Genomic DNA, 15311 nt, shown 5'->3' on the forward strand with positions numbered 1-15311 from the left:
CGCTGGAGATTTCCGTGGTGGATGCGGGCCGGACATGCGATCAGCCGACCTTGACGCGGTAGACGTCGACGGTCTGGTGGTGCGACGGCTGGTAGGCGTAGCCCTGGACGCCCTTGCGCATGACGGTCACGGTCTGCGGGTTGGACATGTTGACCGACGCGACGTCGGCGGCGATGATCCGCTGCGCCTGGCTGTAGAGGCCGCAGCGTTCCCGCTGGTCGGTGAGGCCCTGGGCCTTCTCCACCAGCGAGTCGACCTTCGGGTTGCGGTAGCCGCCGTTGTTCTGCCCGTTGTTGATGAACTTGGAGTCGAAGAGCTGGTAGAGGATCGAGTCGGTGTCGGGGTTGGGCGGGAAGGCGTAGATCATCCCGAGGTCGGGCGTGGTCTGGTTGGTCTTCAGCCGCTGCACGTACTCGGGGAACGTCACGGCCTGCAGCTTCAGCTTCACGCCGATCTTGGCCAGGTCGGACTGGAACAGCGTGGCCGCCAGCTCCATCTCGGCGGTCGCCTTCAGGTACGTCATGGTGAGCGTGACGCCGGAGAGCCCGGCCGCCTTGAGCGTGTTCCTCGCCTTGGCGAGGTCGTAGGCAGGCTGCGGCACGGACGCGTCGAAGCAGTTCATGGTGGACGGCAGCACGCCCACGGCCTGCTTCCCGGCGCCCTTGAGGATCGCGCGGATGTGCTGGTCGTACTGGTAGGCGTAGGTGATCGCCTCGCGCAGCGCCCGGTTCGACACCGGCGAGTCCTTCATCTTGAAGAACACCGACAGCTGGACGTTGCTGTCGGCCTTGTCGACCTTGAACTCCTTGTTGCTCTCGAACGAGGCCCAGTCGTTGGGGTCGATGTCCATGGCGATGTCGATGTCGCCCGCCAGCAGCGAGCTCTTCTGCGTGGCGGCCTGCGGCAGGTACCGGAAGACGACGTTCTTCGCCTGCCCGGAGAAGCCGCCCCAGTACGCGTCGTACCGGGCGAACTTGGCCTCCTGGTTGGGGGTGTAGCCGGTCACCCGGTACGGGCCGGACCCGGCGTCGTGGGTGGCGAGCCACTTCTGCCCGTCGTCGCCGCCCTTGTGCGCCTCGACCAGCTTGGAGTTGAGCAGGTAGACGCGGGTCAGCGCCGGGACCATCGGGGCGAACGGGCGGGTCAGCCGGATGGTCAGGTGCGTGTCGTCCAGGACCTTGGTGGACTCGTAGGCGGTCAGCAGCGACGCCACGCCCACCTTCAGCCGCTTGATCCGGTCGAGGCTGTACCGGACGTCGGTCGCGGTGAGCCTGGCGCCGTCGTGGAACCGCACGTCGTCGCGCAGGGTCAGGTCGATGGAGCGGCCGTCCTCGGACACCGTCCACTCGGTGGCGACGCCCGGGACGATCTTGTTGCCCGCGCCGTACGCCACCAGCGTGTCGTAGGCGGGGCGGACGACCTCGTCCACCGTGGAGTTGTCGGCCTGGGCGGGGTCGAACGTCGCGGGCGGCTCGTTCTCGGCGATGATCAGCGTCTGCTTGCGGTCGCCGCCGTACCCGCCGGTGGCGCCGCCGCAGCCGCCCGCCGCGAGCGCCACGGCGACCACGGCCGCGAGCCATGCCGCCCGGCGGCGCCCGGTCGCCCCGCGGCGCTCGGTCGCCCGGCGGCGCGCGGCCGGTCGGCGGCGCCCGGCCGGAGAAGTGGTGTGGAGCACTGGTCGTCTCCCCTTCGTGGACGTGTCCGCGCGGACGGGTCAGGTGTCGTTCCGTCCGGCGCCGTCGCGTGCCCGGCGCCGTCCGGTCCTGGCGGGGGTCTCGTGGTGGGAGCCGTCGGGAGCGACGATCAGGCCGTAGTCGCGCTCGGCCGCCTCGGCGGTGACGTAGCCGTCCAGGACGTCGGCGACGACGGCGGCCGGGTCGCGGTCGAGCGGGTCGCCGTGGCCGCCGCCGCCCGCCGTCCGGTTGACGAACCGGTCCCCGGCCCGCATCGCGGCCCGGTACATGCCGACGCGCTTCTCGCGATCGGTGCCCGGCCACAGCGTCATCCCGCTGGGCTCGGGCTCGTGGCCGCCGTGCAGCGCCCACGGCCTGGTCTTGCTCTTCTTCTTCATCGACAGCACCTCGCCGTCGGCCAGGTACCGGACCTCGCGCAGGACGCCGACACCGCCCCGGTAGCGGCCCGCGCCGCCCGAGTCGGGGATCAGCTCCAGCCGCTCGTGGAACACCGTCGACTTGTGCTCCAGCACCTCGATCGGCGTGTTCCGGACGACGCTCTGCGACGGGTGCTGCTGGGCGTTGGCGCCGTCGCGGTCGCGGCGGGCGCCCCAGCCGATGCCCTCGTTGTTGCTGATGACGAAGTCGTCGCCGGTGCGCGGGTCGTGGCCGAGGGCCATGAACCCGGGCTCGTCGCCGCCGGACGACGCCGGGATCGAGTCCAGCACCTCCGCCAGCGCCTTGTGGATCAGCTCGAACGCGACGATCCCGCTCCACTGCGTGAACGTCGCGACCGGGTACACCGCGTGGAAGAAGTTCCCCGGGTCCGCCTTGACGGTCAGGGCCCGGTAGTGGCCCGCGTTGGACGGCTCGTCCGGCGTCGTCAGCTCCTTGAACGTCGACTTGGCGAGGCTCTCCGTCGCGCCGATCGGCAGGTTCACCGGGCCGAGGACGGCGCCGTCCGAGCCGTTGAAGTCGACCTCCATCCGGTCGCCGTCGACGGTGACGGTGACCTCCATGCGGATCAGGTCGTCGGTGATGCCGTCGTCGTCGCAGTAGTCGGCGGCGGTCCAGGTGCCGTCCGGCAGGGCGGCGACGGCCTTGCGGGCGACGCGCTCGCCGTGCTCGATGATCTGCTTGACGGCCTGGTCGACGACCTCGCCGCCGAACTTCTCCCACACCTGCGCGAGCCGGTTCTCGCCGGTGCGCAGCGCGGCGAGCTGCGCGTGGAAGTCGCCGATGGTCAGGTCGGGCAGCCGCGAGTTGAAGCGGATCAGCTCCACGATGTCGCGGACGACCTCGCCCTGGCGCACGATCCGCGTCCCGGGAAAGATCAGCCCTTCCTGGTGCATGTCGGTGGAGTCGAGGACGTAGCCGGGAGCCTTCGCGCCGAGGTCCATCCAGTGCGCGCGGACGGCCAGGTACGCCGACGGCTCGTCGCCGCCGTCCCGGAAGACGGGCGCGAACAGCATCGCGTCGTAGGAGTGGGCGCCGCTCCAGTACGGGTAGTTGAGCAGGTACACGTCGCCCGGCGCGAGGTTCTCCTTCCCGACGTACTCGACGCCCTTCACGATCGCGTGGTCGTTGGCGCCGAGGAACGAGGTGATCCCCGCGGCCTCCGCCATCAGCTCCAGCTCGCCGTCGTAGATCGAGATGCCGAAGTCGAGGACCTCGTAGATCACCGGGTTGAACGCGGCGCGGACCAGCGTCCGGCGCATCTGCTCGCCGACCGACACCAGGTAGTTGCGGATCACCTCGACGGTCGCGCCGTCCAACTCGCTGCTCATGGGGCCTCCTGCGGGGGTCACTGGGCCGTCTCCGGGCTGCTGACCAGCAGGTGTCCGTGGACGTCCACGGCCAGCCGCTGGTCACTGAAGATCACCGTCGTGGAGGTGCCCTCCTCGACGATCGCGGGCCCGGGCACCGTGTGGCCGGGCGCGAGGGACGACCGCTCGTACACCGGGAACGGCACGGTCTCCCCGGCGGCGAAGTCGAACGCGGGCCGCTCCCCGACCGGCTCCGGAGTGCCGTCGCCGGTGCCGTCCAGGCGCCGCAGGCCCGGCTTCGGCAGGACGCCGACCGCCCGCACCCGCAGCGTGAGGATCTGGCCGCCGTCCGGCATCGCGTGCCCGTACCGGGCGCGGTGCTGCTCGTGGAAGCGGTCCAGGATCGCGGCGGCGTCGTCGCCGGGCCGCAGGTCGATGCCGAGCGTGTGCTCCTGGCCGTGGTAGCGGACGTCCAGGCGGCGGATCAGCGTGCGGTCCTCCGGCTTGACGCCCTGGACCGACAGCACCTCCTCGCCCTGCGACTCCAGCTCCGCGAACGCCGGTTCGAGATCGGCGAGCGTCGCGTCGCTCAGCGGCCTGAGGACGGTGGTCGCGAACTCGTACTCCAGGTCCGACATCAGCATCCCGAACGCGGAGAACGCCGCCGGGACCTGCGGGACGACCGTCTCGGTGACGCCCATCTCGCGGGCGAGCATCGGGCCGAGCAGCGGCCCGGCGCCGCCGAACGCCAGCAGCGCGAACTCGCGCGGGTCCAGGGCCCGCTCGACGGTGATCTCGCGGAGCGCGCCGACCGTCCGGGCGAGCAGGACGCGGAAGACGCTCGCCGCCGCCTTCGTCGCGTCGACGCCGAGCGGGCGGGCGAGCCTCTCCTCGACGGCGCCGCGGGCCGCGTCCGCGTCGATGCTCATGTCGCCGCCGAGGAACGCGGCCGGGTCGAGGTAGCCGAGCACCAGCGCCGCGTCCGTCACGGTCGGCTCGGTGCCGCCCGCGCCGTAGGCGACCGGTCCCGGGACGGCGCCCGCGCTCTGCGGGCCGACCTTCAGCAGACCCTCGTCGATCCAGGCGATGGAGCCGCCGCCCGCGCCGACCGTCCGGATGTCGAAGATCGGGATCAGCAGCGGGAACCCGTCGATCGCGGCCTCGTGCACCTCGCCGGGCGAGCCGTCCTCGATCACGCAGCAGTCCACGCTGGTGCCGCCGACGTCGAACGAGATCAGCTTGTCCCGGCCCAGCTCGCGGGCCAGGAAGGACGCGCCGACCACCCCGCCCGCCGGGCCCGACAGCACGGTCATCAGCGGCGCGCGGCGGGCCAGCTCGGCGGTCATCGCGCCGCCGCCCGACCGCATGATGTGCAGCGGACGGGTCAGCCCCGCGTCGGCGAGACGTCCCTCCAGCGCGCCGATGTAGTCGCTGAGGACGGGCCGGATGTAGGCGTCGAGCGTGACGGTGCTGGTCCGCTCGTACTCGCGGTACTCGCGGCTGATGTCGGTGGACGTGGACACCGACACGTCCGGGTACGCCTCCCGCAGGATCCGCGCGGCGCGGCGCTCGTGCGCGGGCTCGGCGTAGGAGTGCAGGAAGCAGATGGCGAGCGAGCGCAGCCCGTGCTCCTCGACGAGGACGCGGCCCGCCTCGCGCACGGCGTCCTCGTCCAGCGGCTCCACCTCGGCGCCCTGCGCGTCGATCCGGCCGGGCACGCCTGTTCGGTGGCGGCGCGGCACGAGCGGCGGCGGGGGCGCGTACGCGAAGTCGTACATGTGCTGGCCGGGCACGTTCGCGCGGGCGATCTCCAGCAGGTCGCGGAACCCGGCGTTGGTGATGATCCCGACGTCGGCGCCGCGCCGCTGCAGGATCGCGTTCAGCCCGAGCGTGGTGCCGTGCACGAACGCCTCGACGCCGTCCAGCCGGTCCGCGAGGCCGCCGGTCGCGTCGAGCACCCCGCGCGCCGGGGCGTCCGGGGTCGTCGGGGCCTTGTGCAGGCGGAGCTCGCCGGTGGCCTCGTCGTAGGCGATCGCGTCGACGAACGTGCCGCCGATGTCGACCGCGAGCCGGGTGCGGGACGAGGCGCTCACGGGGTTCCTCCGATGGGGGCAGGGACGGGCAGGTCGTTGCGGACGATCCGCCCGGCCTGCATGACGAACGGGATGCGGCGCAGCGCGGACACGTCCGACAGCGGGTCGCCGTCGGCGACGATCAGGTCGGCGAGCAGGCCCTCCTCGACCGCGCCGGCCTTCCCGCCGAGCCCGACGAGCCGGGCGGCGTCGCTGGTCCCGGCGCGCAGCGCCTGCGCCGGGTCCAGCCCGGCCTCGGCGAGGAACTCCATCTCGCGGACGGCGACGACGGTGTCCTCGATCGGCTCGCCCGGCGGGTAGTCGGTGCCCGCGAGCATGGTGATGCCGGGCGCGCCCGGGTCGCGCGGGTCGGCGATCCCGGCGGCGATCGCGCGGCGGATGCTGGCGAGATGGCCGGGCCCGACCTCCATCGCGCGCTCGATCTGCCACGCGCTGAACGAGTGCTCCGCCATCCAGGACGGGCAGCGGGTCACGCACAGCGTCGGGGTGAGGAACACGCGCCGCTGCGCCATCTCCTTGGCGGTCGCGTCGTCCAGCTCGTAGGCGTGCTCGTAGCCCCGGACGCCCGCCGCGAGCGCCTCCCGGATCGCCGAGCCGGAACCGGCGTGCGCGGTGACGTAGCTGCCGTGCTCCTCCGCCGCCCGGACGACGGCGCGCATCTCGTCCAGCGTCATCTGCGCGCCGGTGAACGACTCGCCCTCGTGCGCGATCCCGCCGGTGATGAACACCTTGATCAGGTCGGCTCCGGCGGCCAGCTCCTCGCGGGCCGCGCGCAGGAATCCGTCGTGGCCGTCGGCGTAGGAACAGGCCGAGCCGTGGCCGTGGCCGCCGGTCGTGGAGACGGCCCGTCCGGCGCCGACGATGCGCGGCGCGTCCACCCAGCCCTGCTCCACGCCGGTGCGGATGAGCAGGTCGGCGCGGTGCTGCTCGTGGACGCAGCGGATCGTCGTGACGCCCGCGTGCAGCGCGTCCTGCGCCCGCGAAAGGGCCCGCAGCGCGGTCAGGCCCGGGTTCTCGGCCTCGTCGGTGGCGGAGAACGGGTACGTCACCGACAGGTGGGTGTGCACCGAGATCAGGCCGGGCAGCAGGTACCGTCCGCCGAGGTCGACGCGGCGTGCGTCCGGGGGCGGCGGCGCGGCGGTGATCGTCTCGATCCGGCCCCCCGTGACGGCGGCGTTGACGTTCCGGCGGATCGTCCCGCCGACGACGTCGACGACGTGCCCGCCGGTCAGCCAGAGGGTCCCGTCCAGCGGCACGGGCCGCCGGGGGGTGGTCGTAGTCGGCACCTTGGTCTCCTCTCTCATCGGGCCTGCTCGTAGGTCGCGGGCTCCATCAGCCGCTCCGGTCCGAGGTCGTGGACGTCCACCGGCGGCGGCTCGCCCTCGACCAGGCAGCGCAGCGTCTCGCCCCACAGCGGGGCGAACGTGAAGGCGTAGGTTCCGCCGGCGACGAGGAAGCCGGGCGCGCCCGGCACCTCCCCGATCACCGGCATCTCGTCCGGGGTGGCGGCCAGCGGACCGGCCCAGGCGCGCAGCAGCCGCAGGTCCCGGACGAACGGCAGGACGCGGGCGGCCTGCGCCACATTGCCGACCACGCTGCCGAGGCTGATCGGGCTGCGGCCGTCCGGTCCCGGCTCCAGGCGGAGCGCGGGCCAGCCGCCGCCGATCAGCAGGTTCCCCGCCGTGACCTGCTTGACCGACAGGCCCTCGCCGATGTGCTGGACGAGGTGCCGCAGCGTCTCCGGCAGCCGGACGGTCACATGCATCTGGATCGCGACCGGCGTCATCCTGAGCCGGACGCCCGCCAGCGCGGCGATCTCGCCGAGCCAGGGGCCGGCGACGTCCACCACCCGGGCGGCGTCGATCCGCAGATCGCCCGCCGTGACCCGCCAGCCGGAACCGGAACGTTCCACGGTCTGGACGGGGCAGAACGGGTGCACCTCGGCGCCGTGCCGCACCGCCGCGGACAGGTAGGCGGGCGTGGTCAGCAGCGGGTTGGCGTAGCCGTCCAGCGGGCACCAGGTGGCGGCCGTGACGGTGGGGCCGAGGAGGGGGAGCGCGGCGCGGGCGCCGTCGCCGTCCAGGACCTCGGTGGCGATCCCGGCGCGCTCCTCCCAGGCGTGCTTGGCGATCAGCTCGGCGCGCTGCTCCGGGGTCTCCGCGATCGTGAACCCGCCGCTGCGGCGCAGCTCGACGGAGGCGTCCAGCTCGTCCTCGACCGACTCCCACCGATCGCTCGCGGCCCGCTGCAGGGGCAGGAACCGGGCGCTGTCCAGCGGCACCTTCTGCCCGGGACGGCGCGTGTGCACCGCCTGGACGTGCAGGTTCCCCGCCGTCGTGCCCGACCCCTCGCGTCCGGGCGCGCCGCGGTCGAGCACGATCACGCGGTGCCCCGCCCTGGCGAGATGGAACGCGGCCGCGGCGCCGAGCACACCGGCGCCGATCACGACCGCGTCGGCCGTCCGCGCGCTCATCCGGCGGCCCCTTCGGCCTGCTCGCCGAGCGCGAGCAGGGTCTCGACGGGCACCGGCCGGACGGGCTGCCGCGCCGGAAAGACAGGGACGCCGCAGGGTTCCCCGCCGGAGGCGTCGCGGACGATCCCCGCCACCGCGAACCCGCAGAACCGGCCCTGGCACGGCCCCATCCCGGCCCGCGACCAGGACTTGGTCGCGTTCAGGTCGCCGCCCGCCCGCTCCAGAACGGCGTTGCGGACGTCGGCGGCGGTCACGGCCTCGCAGCGGCAGACGATCGTGTCGCCGGTCAGCGCGCGGGACAGGACGTCCTGCAACCGCGCCGGGCTCGGGTACAGCGCCTCGTTGAGCGAGGTGAACCGGTCGAGCCCGCGAATCTCGGCGGCGAGCCGGGCGATCTCCCCAGGGGTGCTGCCGTTCTCGCGCGCGAGGATGTGTGCGGCGGCCATGAGCCCGCGGGCGCGGGCCAGATGGACGCCGCCGATGCCCGCCGCTTCGCCGATCACATAGACGCCGGGACGGCTCGTCCGGCCGAAGCGGTCGGTGACGGGCTCGGCGTCGCCGGTCACCGCGTCGGCGCGGATCTCGCAGGCGAGCAGCCGCGCCAGCTCCGGCTGCGGACGGAACCCGTAGCCGACGCAGACGGCGTCGACGTCGAGGGTCCGGACGGGTCGGGCGGGGTCGGCGGTGGCGGCGAGCGTGACCGAGGAGACCCGGTCGTCGCCGGTCGCCCGCGTCACCACGCGTCCCTGCCAGAGCGGGACGCGGGCGCGGGCCAGCCGTGCCGCGTATCCGGCCAGTTCGCGCAGCCGCGCAGGATGGCGCAGCGAGGCGGCCGCGCGAAGCGACGGACGGTACGGGTGCCCGGCCTCCGCGACGCCGACGACCTGTGCGCCCGCGTCCAGAAGCGAGCAGGCGACGGGCAACAGGAACGGTCCAGACCCGGCCACCAGCACGCGCTCACCGACCGGGGTTCCGTCGGCGGCGGCGAGGTGCTGGGCGAAGCCGGGCGTCGTGACGCCGGGGAGCTGCCAGCCGAGGAACGGGTAGGTCCGCTCATAGGCACCGGTGGCGACGATGACGTGGCGCCCCCGTAGGCGGGCCGGGACGCCGTCCGGGCCGGTGGCGAGGAGTGTCCGGCCGTCGTCGTCCACGCCCCAGACAAGGTGGCCGGTCAGGCAGTCGACGCCGAGGTCCCGGACGCGGGCGATCAGCCGCCCGCCTTCCGGACGGTGATCACCGGGCGCGGCGGGCGAGGGCCGCCGGTAGTACTGGCCGCCCAGCTCGGGCTGCTCGTCCACCAGCGCGACGGTGAGCCCGGCGGCGGCCAGGCGCGCGGCGGCCGACAGCCCCGCCGGGCCGCCGCCGACGATCAGCACGTCCCGGACCGTGGTCATCGGGACCCCGTCTCGACGGTCATGCCCGGGACGACCCTGGTCAGGCAGGCGCGCACGCCGGGCCGCCCGTCGACGGTGACCTCGCACTCGAAGCACACGCCCATGCCGCAGAACGGGCCGCGCGGCTCGCCGCTGACCGGGTTGTCGCGCAGCCGCCAGCGGCGCGCCGCGACGAACGCGGCGGTCAGCGAGGACCCGGCCGCCGCGTCCACCGCCTCCCCGTCGACGGTGATCCGGGCGGCGCTCACGGCCGCGCCCCGGCGGCCGGTTCGCGCTCGTCCGCCAGGGCCTCGGCCAGGCCGGACTCGTCCAGGACGGCGCGGATCCCCTCCAGCGCCTCGCCCGCCGCCGGCAGCAGCGGCGGGCGGACGTGCCCGCCCGGCTGCCCGAGCAGCGACATCGCGGCCTTGAGCTGCGGGATCGGCGAGGCGAACACGCCGCTGTAGTCGGGCCTGATCAGCCGCGCCGACAGCGCGCCGTAGCGGTCGGCCCAGGCGCGGGCGGCGGCGCCGTCCCGGCGCGCGACGGCCTCGTAGTAGGGGACGGCGAACGGCGCGCCGAGCCCGCCGCCGTCGATGTTCCCGTCGCCGCCGAGCTCCAGCAGCGCGGCGAGGCCGCGGCGGTGCAGGAAGCTCCCGAACACGCGGACCCGGGCGGCGACCTCCTCGACCGTGTTCAGCATCCGGAGCCAGTCGCCCGTGCTGTCCTTGATCGCGGCCACCTGGGGCAGCGCGGCGAGCCGCCGGGCCAGGCCCGGGTGGGCGCCGATGTCGGCGGCGACGCCGCGCGGCCAGTTGTAGACCATGAACGGCAGGTCGGTGGCGGAGCTGACCTCGGCGAAGAAGGCGTAGATCTCCTCCGGGCCCGGGTGGACGTAGGGCGGCGGGGTGGCGAGCGCGCCGTCCGCGCCCGCGCTCGCCGCGTGCCGGGCCAGCCCGATCGCCTCGGACGGCGTGTACGCGGTGACGCCGACGACCACCGGGATCCGTCCGGCCACCTCGTCGACGGCGATCTCGGTGACGCGGCGGCGCTCGTCCGGGCTCTGGCTGAACCACTCGCCGGTGCTGCCGTTGACCAGGACGCCGTGGACGCCCTGCCGCAGGTACAGTCTCAGCAGCGCGCGCCAGGCGTCCTCGTCCAGCGCGCCCTCAGCGGTGAACGGCGTGGGCGCCGCCGGCCAGTAGCCGTGCCATGAGACGTCGTCGCGATCCAAGATCTTTCCCCGAACTCCGTAGTGGTCATCCCTTCTGGGATCGATTGCACAAGGTTGCGGCAAGGTATCGTCCCCTGTCAAGGGTTAACCGCACTCGCGCTATGGCATGATTGCTCCACCACTGGGATCGATTGCAGAATCGGAGCACGATGGGCGTCACCCTCAAGGACGTTGCCGCCGCCGCCGGCGTGTCCCGCAGCACCGCCTCCCGGGCGCTGAGCGGCTCGGCGCTGATCGCCGCCGAGACCCGGGCCCTGGTCGAGGATGCCGCGCGCCGGCTCGGCTACCGCCCGAACCGGGCCGCCAGCGCGCTGCGCTCCCGGCAGTCGCACCTGATCGGGCTCGTCGTCGGCAACCTGGTGAACGCCTCGTTCCACACCATCGCCGAGGTGGTGCAGCGCCGGGCCGCCGCCGAGGACTACCAGATGATGCTGTCCATCACCGACGCCGACCCGCGCCGCGAGGAGGGCATCCTGCGGACGCTCGGGGAGCACGGCGTGGACGGCGTCATCCTCATCGGCACCGGGTCGAACGCCGCCGCGTCCAACGCCCTGCTGTCCGGCGGGACCGCGGTCGTGAACCTCATCCGCGGCGCGGCCGAGAGCGCGGCGCCGACCGTCCTCGCGTCCGACCGCGACGGCGCCGGCGACGCGACCCGCCACCTGCTGGAGCTCGGCCACCGCCGCATCGGCTACATCGGCGGCCCGCCCGGCACCAACTCCGGGGACGAGCGGTTCGCGGGCTACGAGCAGGCGTGGCGCGACCACGGCCTTCCGCTGGACGAGCGCCTGATCGAGCGCGGCCCGTTCGAGCCGTCGTTCGGCTCCGACGCCACCGGACGGCTGCTGGCCCGCGTCCCGGAGATGACCGCGCTGTTCGCCGCCAACCACGAGGCAGTGTTCGGGGTGCTGCCCGCGCTCGTCGCCGCGGGCGTCCGCGTCCCGGACGACCTGTCGCTCGTCTGCTACGAGGACATCAGCTGGCTGCGCTGGTGGCAGCCGCCCGTCACGGTCGTCGACAACGGGGCGCGCGAGCTCGGCGAACTCGCCATGGACCTGCTGCTCCAGCAGCTCGAACGCGGCCGGGGCTCGGTGCCCCAGGCAAGGAACGGCCGCACCTATCGCGTCGGGGCGCAGCTCGTCCAGCGCGAGTCCAGCGCCAGACCCCGGGACGTCTAGGCCGGGGTGCGTTCGTGCATCGTCCGGACGGATTCGAGGAGCTGTGCGCTCATTCCGTCTAGAGGGCCGTCGGCGCGCCAGGCCAGGAGCATGACGGCGTTGAGCGGGGTGTCGTGGAGCCGTATGTGCGTTCGCTGGGGTTCGGTGACGCCCGGCCAATAGGTGAGGGTTATCGCGCCTAACGCGTTGCCCAACGCGATGGCGGCGGAGGCGCTGTTGGCGTAGCTGATGCGCGGACGGATCCCAGCCGTGGTGCACGCCGTGTGGAAATGGCCGGTCAGCGGCTGGCATTCCGGATACGCGAGGACGACGTGCTCGTTCCCGAGGTCGGGCAGGTCGATCGCGGGTCGGGCGGCGAGCGCATGCGTGTCCGGCAGGCAGACATGCGGGAACTGCGAAGCGATCGGCTCGTGCCGGACCGTCTCGGGCGGCTTCGGATCGAGTTCCGGGAAATGGCGGAACATCGCGACGTCGATCTCGCCGTTGTCGACGAGTTGGGTGAGGCGCTGGCCGGACTCGTCCACCAGCAGGGACATCGGGGCGATCCCGAGGTCCTCGACGCAGCGCACGAAGGACGTCAGCGTCGGCGCGGGCGCCGCCCCGATCCGGACGGGCGACTTCCCGTTGACGGACGCCAAACACCGGCGCACATCGGTGAACATGCGGTTCAGCGCGGGCAGGACGGTATCGGCGTGGTCGAGGAGGATCGCCCCGGCGGTGGTGAGGGTGATCCCCGTCGGCTGGCGGTGCAGGATCGGCATTCCGACGCTACGTTCCAGCCGTTGCAGCGCCCGGCTGAGACCGCTCTGGCTCATGCCGAGTTCTTCGGCGGCGCGGTTGATGCTGCCCGCTTCGGCGACCGTGTGCAGAATGCGCAGCTGCTGCAGTTCGATGTCCATTCCTAGCCGCCCATTCTGGCCTTGTGGGCCTCTCTCAGGGCGCGGGCGAAATGCGGGATGTGCTGCGCCCAGTGGCCTTCCGGCCGGTACATGAGGACGTGGCGCGACACCCACGGCAGCCCGGCGATCGGGCGCCGGACCGTTCCCGGCGGCGACGGCCGCCACCCCTGCGTCAGCAGGACGCTCCCGTCATGCCGGACGATCTCCTCGTGCGGCCCGTGCAGCGGCAGATGGTGGACGATCGCCGGCGCGAACCCGAACGGGCGGCACACGCGGTGCAGGAACGCGATGCACCCGTCCGAGCCCGCGATCGCGATCCAGCGCTCGTCGCGGAGCTCTGCCATCGTGACGGCCGGGCGCCGGGCGAGCGGATGGTCGCCGCGGAACAGCATCTGCGGGCGCTCGTCGATGATGTGCTGGACGGCGAGCCCGTCCGGCCGGTGGACCGGTCCGTTCGTCGCCTCGTTGACCAGCGCCACGTCGAGCTCGCCGGTCAGGAGCCAGGTCGTCACCTGGCGGACGGAGTCGTCCACCAGCGTCTCGATCCGGGTGGCGGGGAACCGGCGGCGCAGCTCGTCCAGGAGGAGGTCGGCGACGCAGCTCGCCGTCCAGCCGAGCCGGATCGTGCCGGTGTGCCGGTCCCGGTGGCGGGTGAGGTCGTCGTGGATCGCGGCGCAGTCGTCAACGATCCCGGCGGCGTGGTGCAGGACGACGCGTCCGAGGGCCGTCGGCCGGACGCCGTTGTGGTCGCGGTCGAACAGGGAGCCGCCGAACAGGTCCTCCAGCCGCCGGAGCTGGCGGCTCAGGGCGGGCTGCGGCAGGCAGAGCTGCTCGGCCGCCCGGTTGAGGCTGCCCGCCGCGGCGACGGCCTGCAGCGTTCTGAGGTGGTGCAGTTCCAACTGCATGTCCGCTCCCGATGGGGGGTTGGAACGGGCGCAGATCCGAGCATTTTGACACACGTTCCCGGCGCGGCAACGGGGCCGTGACGGGATCAGCCGGTCTGCAGCAGCAGGTTCGGCGACCCGGCGCCGGGGTCGCCGACCTTGCCCGGCGCGGCCGCGTCCCGCAGCGTCTTGTCCAGGTCGGTGGGCGTGGTGTCAGGGTGTTCCGCGAGGTACATGGCCGCCACGCCTGCCGCATGGGCGGACGCCATGGACGTCCCACTTGCCTTGCTGTAGGAGAGGTCGGACGCGGCGCCCGCGGTCACGATGCGGTCCCCGGGCGCGAACAGGTGGACGCACGTGCCGTGGTTGGCGGTGCCGACGCGCTGGTCGGACCTGCCGGTGGCGGACGCGGTGATCGCCGTCGTCTGCCGTCCCGGCGTGGCGTCGCAGGCGTCGGCGTTGCCGTTTCCTGCAGCGGCGGTGTACGCGAGGCCGCGTTCCGTCATCCCGTAGAGGGCGAGGTCGAGCACCGACTGCGACGGGCCGGAGAAACTGAGGTTGAGCAGGGCCGGACGCTGGGCGTGCGCGTCGACCCAGTCGATCGCGGTCATGATCTGCTCGCCGGTGCCCGTCCCGTCGCAGCCGAGCGCGCGGACCGACTCCAGCCGGACGCCCTTGGCCACGCCCGTGAACCGGCCGCCGATCGTCGCGGCGACCTGGGTGCCGTGCCCGTTGCAGTCCGCACCGCTGCGCCCGGCGGAGCCGGTGGGGTCTATGGCGTCGAAGGCCGCGTGGGCGCGGCCGTCGAACTCGCGGTGGGTCGTCCTGATCCCGGTGTCCAGGACGTAGACGCGCACGCCATCGCCCTCGTTCGGGTACCGGTAAACGCGGTCGAGCGGGAGATCGGGCTGGTCGATGCGGTCGAGCCCCCAGGACGGCGGGTACTTCTGCGTCCCGGCGACGCGGAACGACTTGTCGGCGGTGACCGACTGGATGCGGGTGTCGGACAGGTAGGCGATGTACTGGTCCATGGTGAGGTCGGCGGAGAAGCCCTGGATCGCGGAGTAATAGGTGCGCCGGAGCAGTCCGCCGTACTTGCCGGTCATCTCCTTCGCGACCGCGGTCACCTCGTCGCGGTCGGCAGGGACATCGCGCAGCCAGACGATGTAGACCTTGGTGTCGTCCTGGTGGACGGCGGTAAGGGGACGCGCCAGTGCGGTGGCGGCGGGCTGGACGAGCGGGAGGGCGAGCGACGCGGCCATGAGCGCCGCCAGCCGGACATGCCTTTTCTTCATGGTGATCCTTCCCAAGTGGGGACGTGCCGGGGCCCGCGGCGCGCCCGCGGGCCCCGGCACTGGGCGTCCGGCCCAGTGGTTGCGAATGACGTCAGTAGTTGCGGATGACGTTGGTCAGCCAGGCGCGTAGCGCCTCGGGAGAGGACGGGTCGAAGCCCACGAAGCGGCTCCCGTACTCGCTGCCCTTGCGGACGCTGACCAGCGCCGGGATGCCCCGGACGCCGTACTGGCGCATGATGCTCGGGTTCCGGTCGACATCCACGCGGGCCCAGACCCAGGCGCCCGCGTCCTCGTCGTGGTAGCGCTGCAGGTACGGCTTCTGCACCTGGCACCAGTGGCACCATCCGGCCGTGAAGTTCAGCACGACCGGTTTCGTGTTGGACATCTCCATGACCTGGGCGTAGTTGGCCGACGTGACGTCGACGATCGTCTCGTCCGCGATG

13 protein-coding genes are annotated in these 15311 nt (G+C 73.1%); 1 reads left to right on the forward strand and 12 read right to left on the reverse strand.

Annotation, left to right across the window (positions count from 1 at the left end; genetic code table 11):
- Window positions 1-40: 40 nt before the first annotated feature.
- From E1287_RS29370 to E1287_RS29405, 8 genes are read right to left on the reverse strand one after another with little or no spacing between them, the layout of a single operon-like run.
- Window positions 41-1675 (reverse strand): ABC transporter substrate-binding protein, encoded by a 1635-nt coding sequence (locus E1287_RS29370; protein ID WP_131968485.1) that lies wholly within the window; start codon window positions 1673-1675, stop codon window positions 41-43.
- Window positions 1676-1714: 39 nt separating this feature from the next.
- The gene (locus E1287_RS29375) at window positions 1715-3460 is read right to left on the reverse strand and encodes a hydantoinase B/oxoprolinase family protein (RefSeq protein WP_131968487.1); all 1746 of its coding nucleotides are present in this window, start codon (window positions 3458-3460) and stop codon (window positions 1715-1717) included.
- Window positions 3461-3477: 17 nt separating this feature from the next.
- On the reverse strand, window positions 3478-5532 hold the full coding sequence (locus E1287_RS29380; protein ID WP_131968489.1) for a hydantoinase/oxoprolinase family protein: 2055 nt from the start codon (window positions 5530-5532) through the stop codon (window positions 3478-3480).
- A complete protein-coding gene (locus E1287_RS29385; protein WP_165969232.1) occupies window positions 5529-6818 on the reverse strand; it encodes an amidohydrolase family protein in 1290 nt (429 codons plus the stop codon). Before E1287_RS29385 ends, E1287_RS29380 begins: the two co-directional genes overlap by 4 nt.
- Window positions 6819-6832: 14 nt before the next feature.
- On the reverse strand, window positions 6833-8005 hold the full coding sequence (locus tag E1287_RS29390) for an FAD-binding oxidoreductase (protein WP_131968493.1): 1173 nt from the start codon (window positions 8003-8005) through the stop codon (window positions 6833-6835).
- Window positions 8002-9399, reverse strand: a complete 1398-nt coding sequence (locus tag E1287_RS29395) for an NAD(P)/FAD-dependent oxidoreductase (protein ID WP_131968495.1) — start codon at window positions 9397-9399, stop codon at window positions 8002-8004. The genes E1287_RS29390 and E1287_RS29395 overlap by 4 nt, the downstream gene beginning before the upstream one ends.
- Window positions 9396-9647 carry a (2Fe-2S)-binding protein gene (locus E1287_RS29400; protein ID WP_131968497.1) on the reverse strand — a complete coding sequence of 84 codons (252 nt, stop codon included), beginning with the start codon at window positions 9645-9647 and terminating at the stop codon, window positions 9396-9398. The genes E1287_RS29395 and E1287_RS29400 overlap by 4 nt, the downstream gene beginning before the upstream one ends.
- On the reverse strand, window positions 9644-10612 hold the full coding sequence (locus E1287_RS29405) for a dihydrodipicolinate synthase family protein (RefSeq protein WP_131968499.1): 969 nt from the start codon (window positions 10610-10612) through the stop codon (window positions 9644-9646). The genes E1287_RS29400 and E1287_RS29405 overlap by 4 nt, the downstream gene beginning before the upstream one ends.
- A gap of 149 nt (window positions 10613-10761) precedes the next feature.
- On the opposite strand from E1287_RS29405, the gene E1287_RS29410 reads away from it, so the two are divergent.
- Window positions 10762-11790: a LacI family DNA-binding transcriptional regulator gene (locus E1287_RS29410; protein WP_131968501.1), complete on the forward strand. Its 1029-nt coding sequence runs from the start codon at window positions 10762-10764 to the stop codon at window positions 11788-11790.
- Here E1287_RS29410 and E1287_RS29415 read toward each other — a convergent pair.
- The 4 genes from E1287_RS29415 to E1287_RS29430 form a co-directional block, all read right to left on the reverse strand.
- Entirely contained in the window at window positions 11787-12689 is a 903-nt protein-coding gene (locus E1287_RS29415) for a LysR family transcriptional regulator (RefSeq protein WP_131968503.1), read from the reverse strand. The genes E1287_RS29410 and E1287_RS29415 overlap by 4 nt on opposite strands.
- Window positions 12690-12691: 2 nt before the next feature.
- The gene (locus E1287_RS29420; protein WP_131968505.1) at window positions 12692-13594 is read right to left on the reverse strand and encodes a LysR family transcriptional regulator; all 903 of its coding nucleotides are present in this window, start codon (window positions 13592-13594) and stop codon (window positions 12692-12694) included.
- A gap of 86 nt (window positions 13595-13680) precedes the next feature.
- A complete protein-coding gene (locus E1287_RS29425; protein ID WP_131968507.1) occupies window positions 13681-14868 on the reverse strand; it encodes a S8 family peptidase in 1188 nt (395 codons plus the stop codon).
- A gap of 91 nt (window positions 14869-14959) precedes the next feature.
- Window positions 14960-15311: thioredoxin domain-containing protein (locus E1287_RS29430; protein ID WP_243719515.1), on the reverse strand; the 352-nt coding region annotated here is incomplete at its 5' end.

Origin of the sequence: Actinomadura sp. KC06 (genome assembly GCF_004348735.1) — a bacterium.
In the GTDB taxonomy this organism is placed as follows: Bacteria; Actinomycetota; Actinomycetes; order Streptosporangiales; family Streptosporangiaceae; genus Spirillospora.

What these genes read in the sequence shown, in the direction of transcription:
- E1287_RS29375 (WP_131968487.1), bottom strand. Translation starts at nt 3,460, where the DNA reads ATGAGCAGCGAGTTGGACGGCGCGACCGTCGAGGTGATCCGCAACTAC.
- E1287_RS29390 (WP_131968493.1), bottom strand. Translation starts at nt 8,005, where the DNA reads ATGAGCGCGCGGACGGCCGACGCGGTCGTGATCGGCGCCGGTGTGCTC.
- E1287_RS29395 (WP_131968495.1), bottom strand. Translation starts at nt 9,399, where the DNA reads ATGACCACGGTCCGGGACGTGCTGATCGTCGGCGGCGGCCCGGCGGGG.
- E1287_RS29410 (WP_131968501.1), top strand. Translation starts at nt 10,762, where the DNA reads ATGGGCGTCACCCTCAAGGACGTTGCCGCCGCCGCCGGCGTGTCCCGC.
- E1287_RS29415 (WP_131968503.1), bottom strand. Translation starts at nt 12,689, where the DNA reads ATGGACATCGAACTGCAGCAGCTGCGCATTCTGCACACGGTCGCCGAA.
- E1287_RS29420 (WP_131968505.1), bottom strand. Translation starts at nt 13,594, where the DNA reads ATGCAGTTGGAACTGCACCACCTCAGAACGCTGCAGGCCGTCGCCGCG.
- E1287_RS29425 (WP_131968507.1), bottom strand. Translation starts at nt 14,868, where the DNA reads ATGAAGAAAAGGCATGTCCGGCTGGCGGCGCTCATGGCCGCGTCGCTC.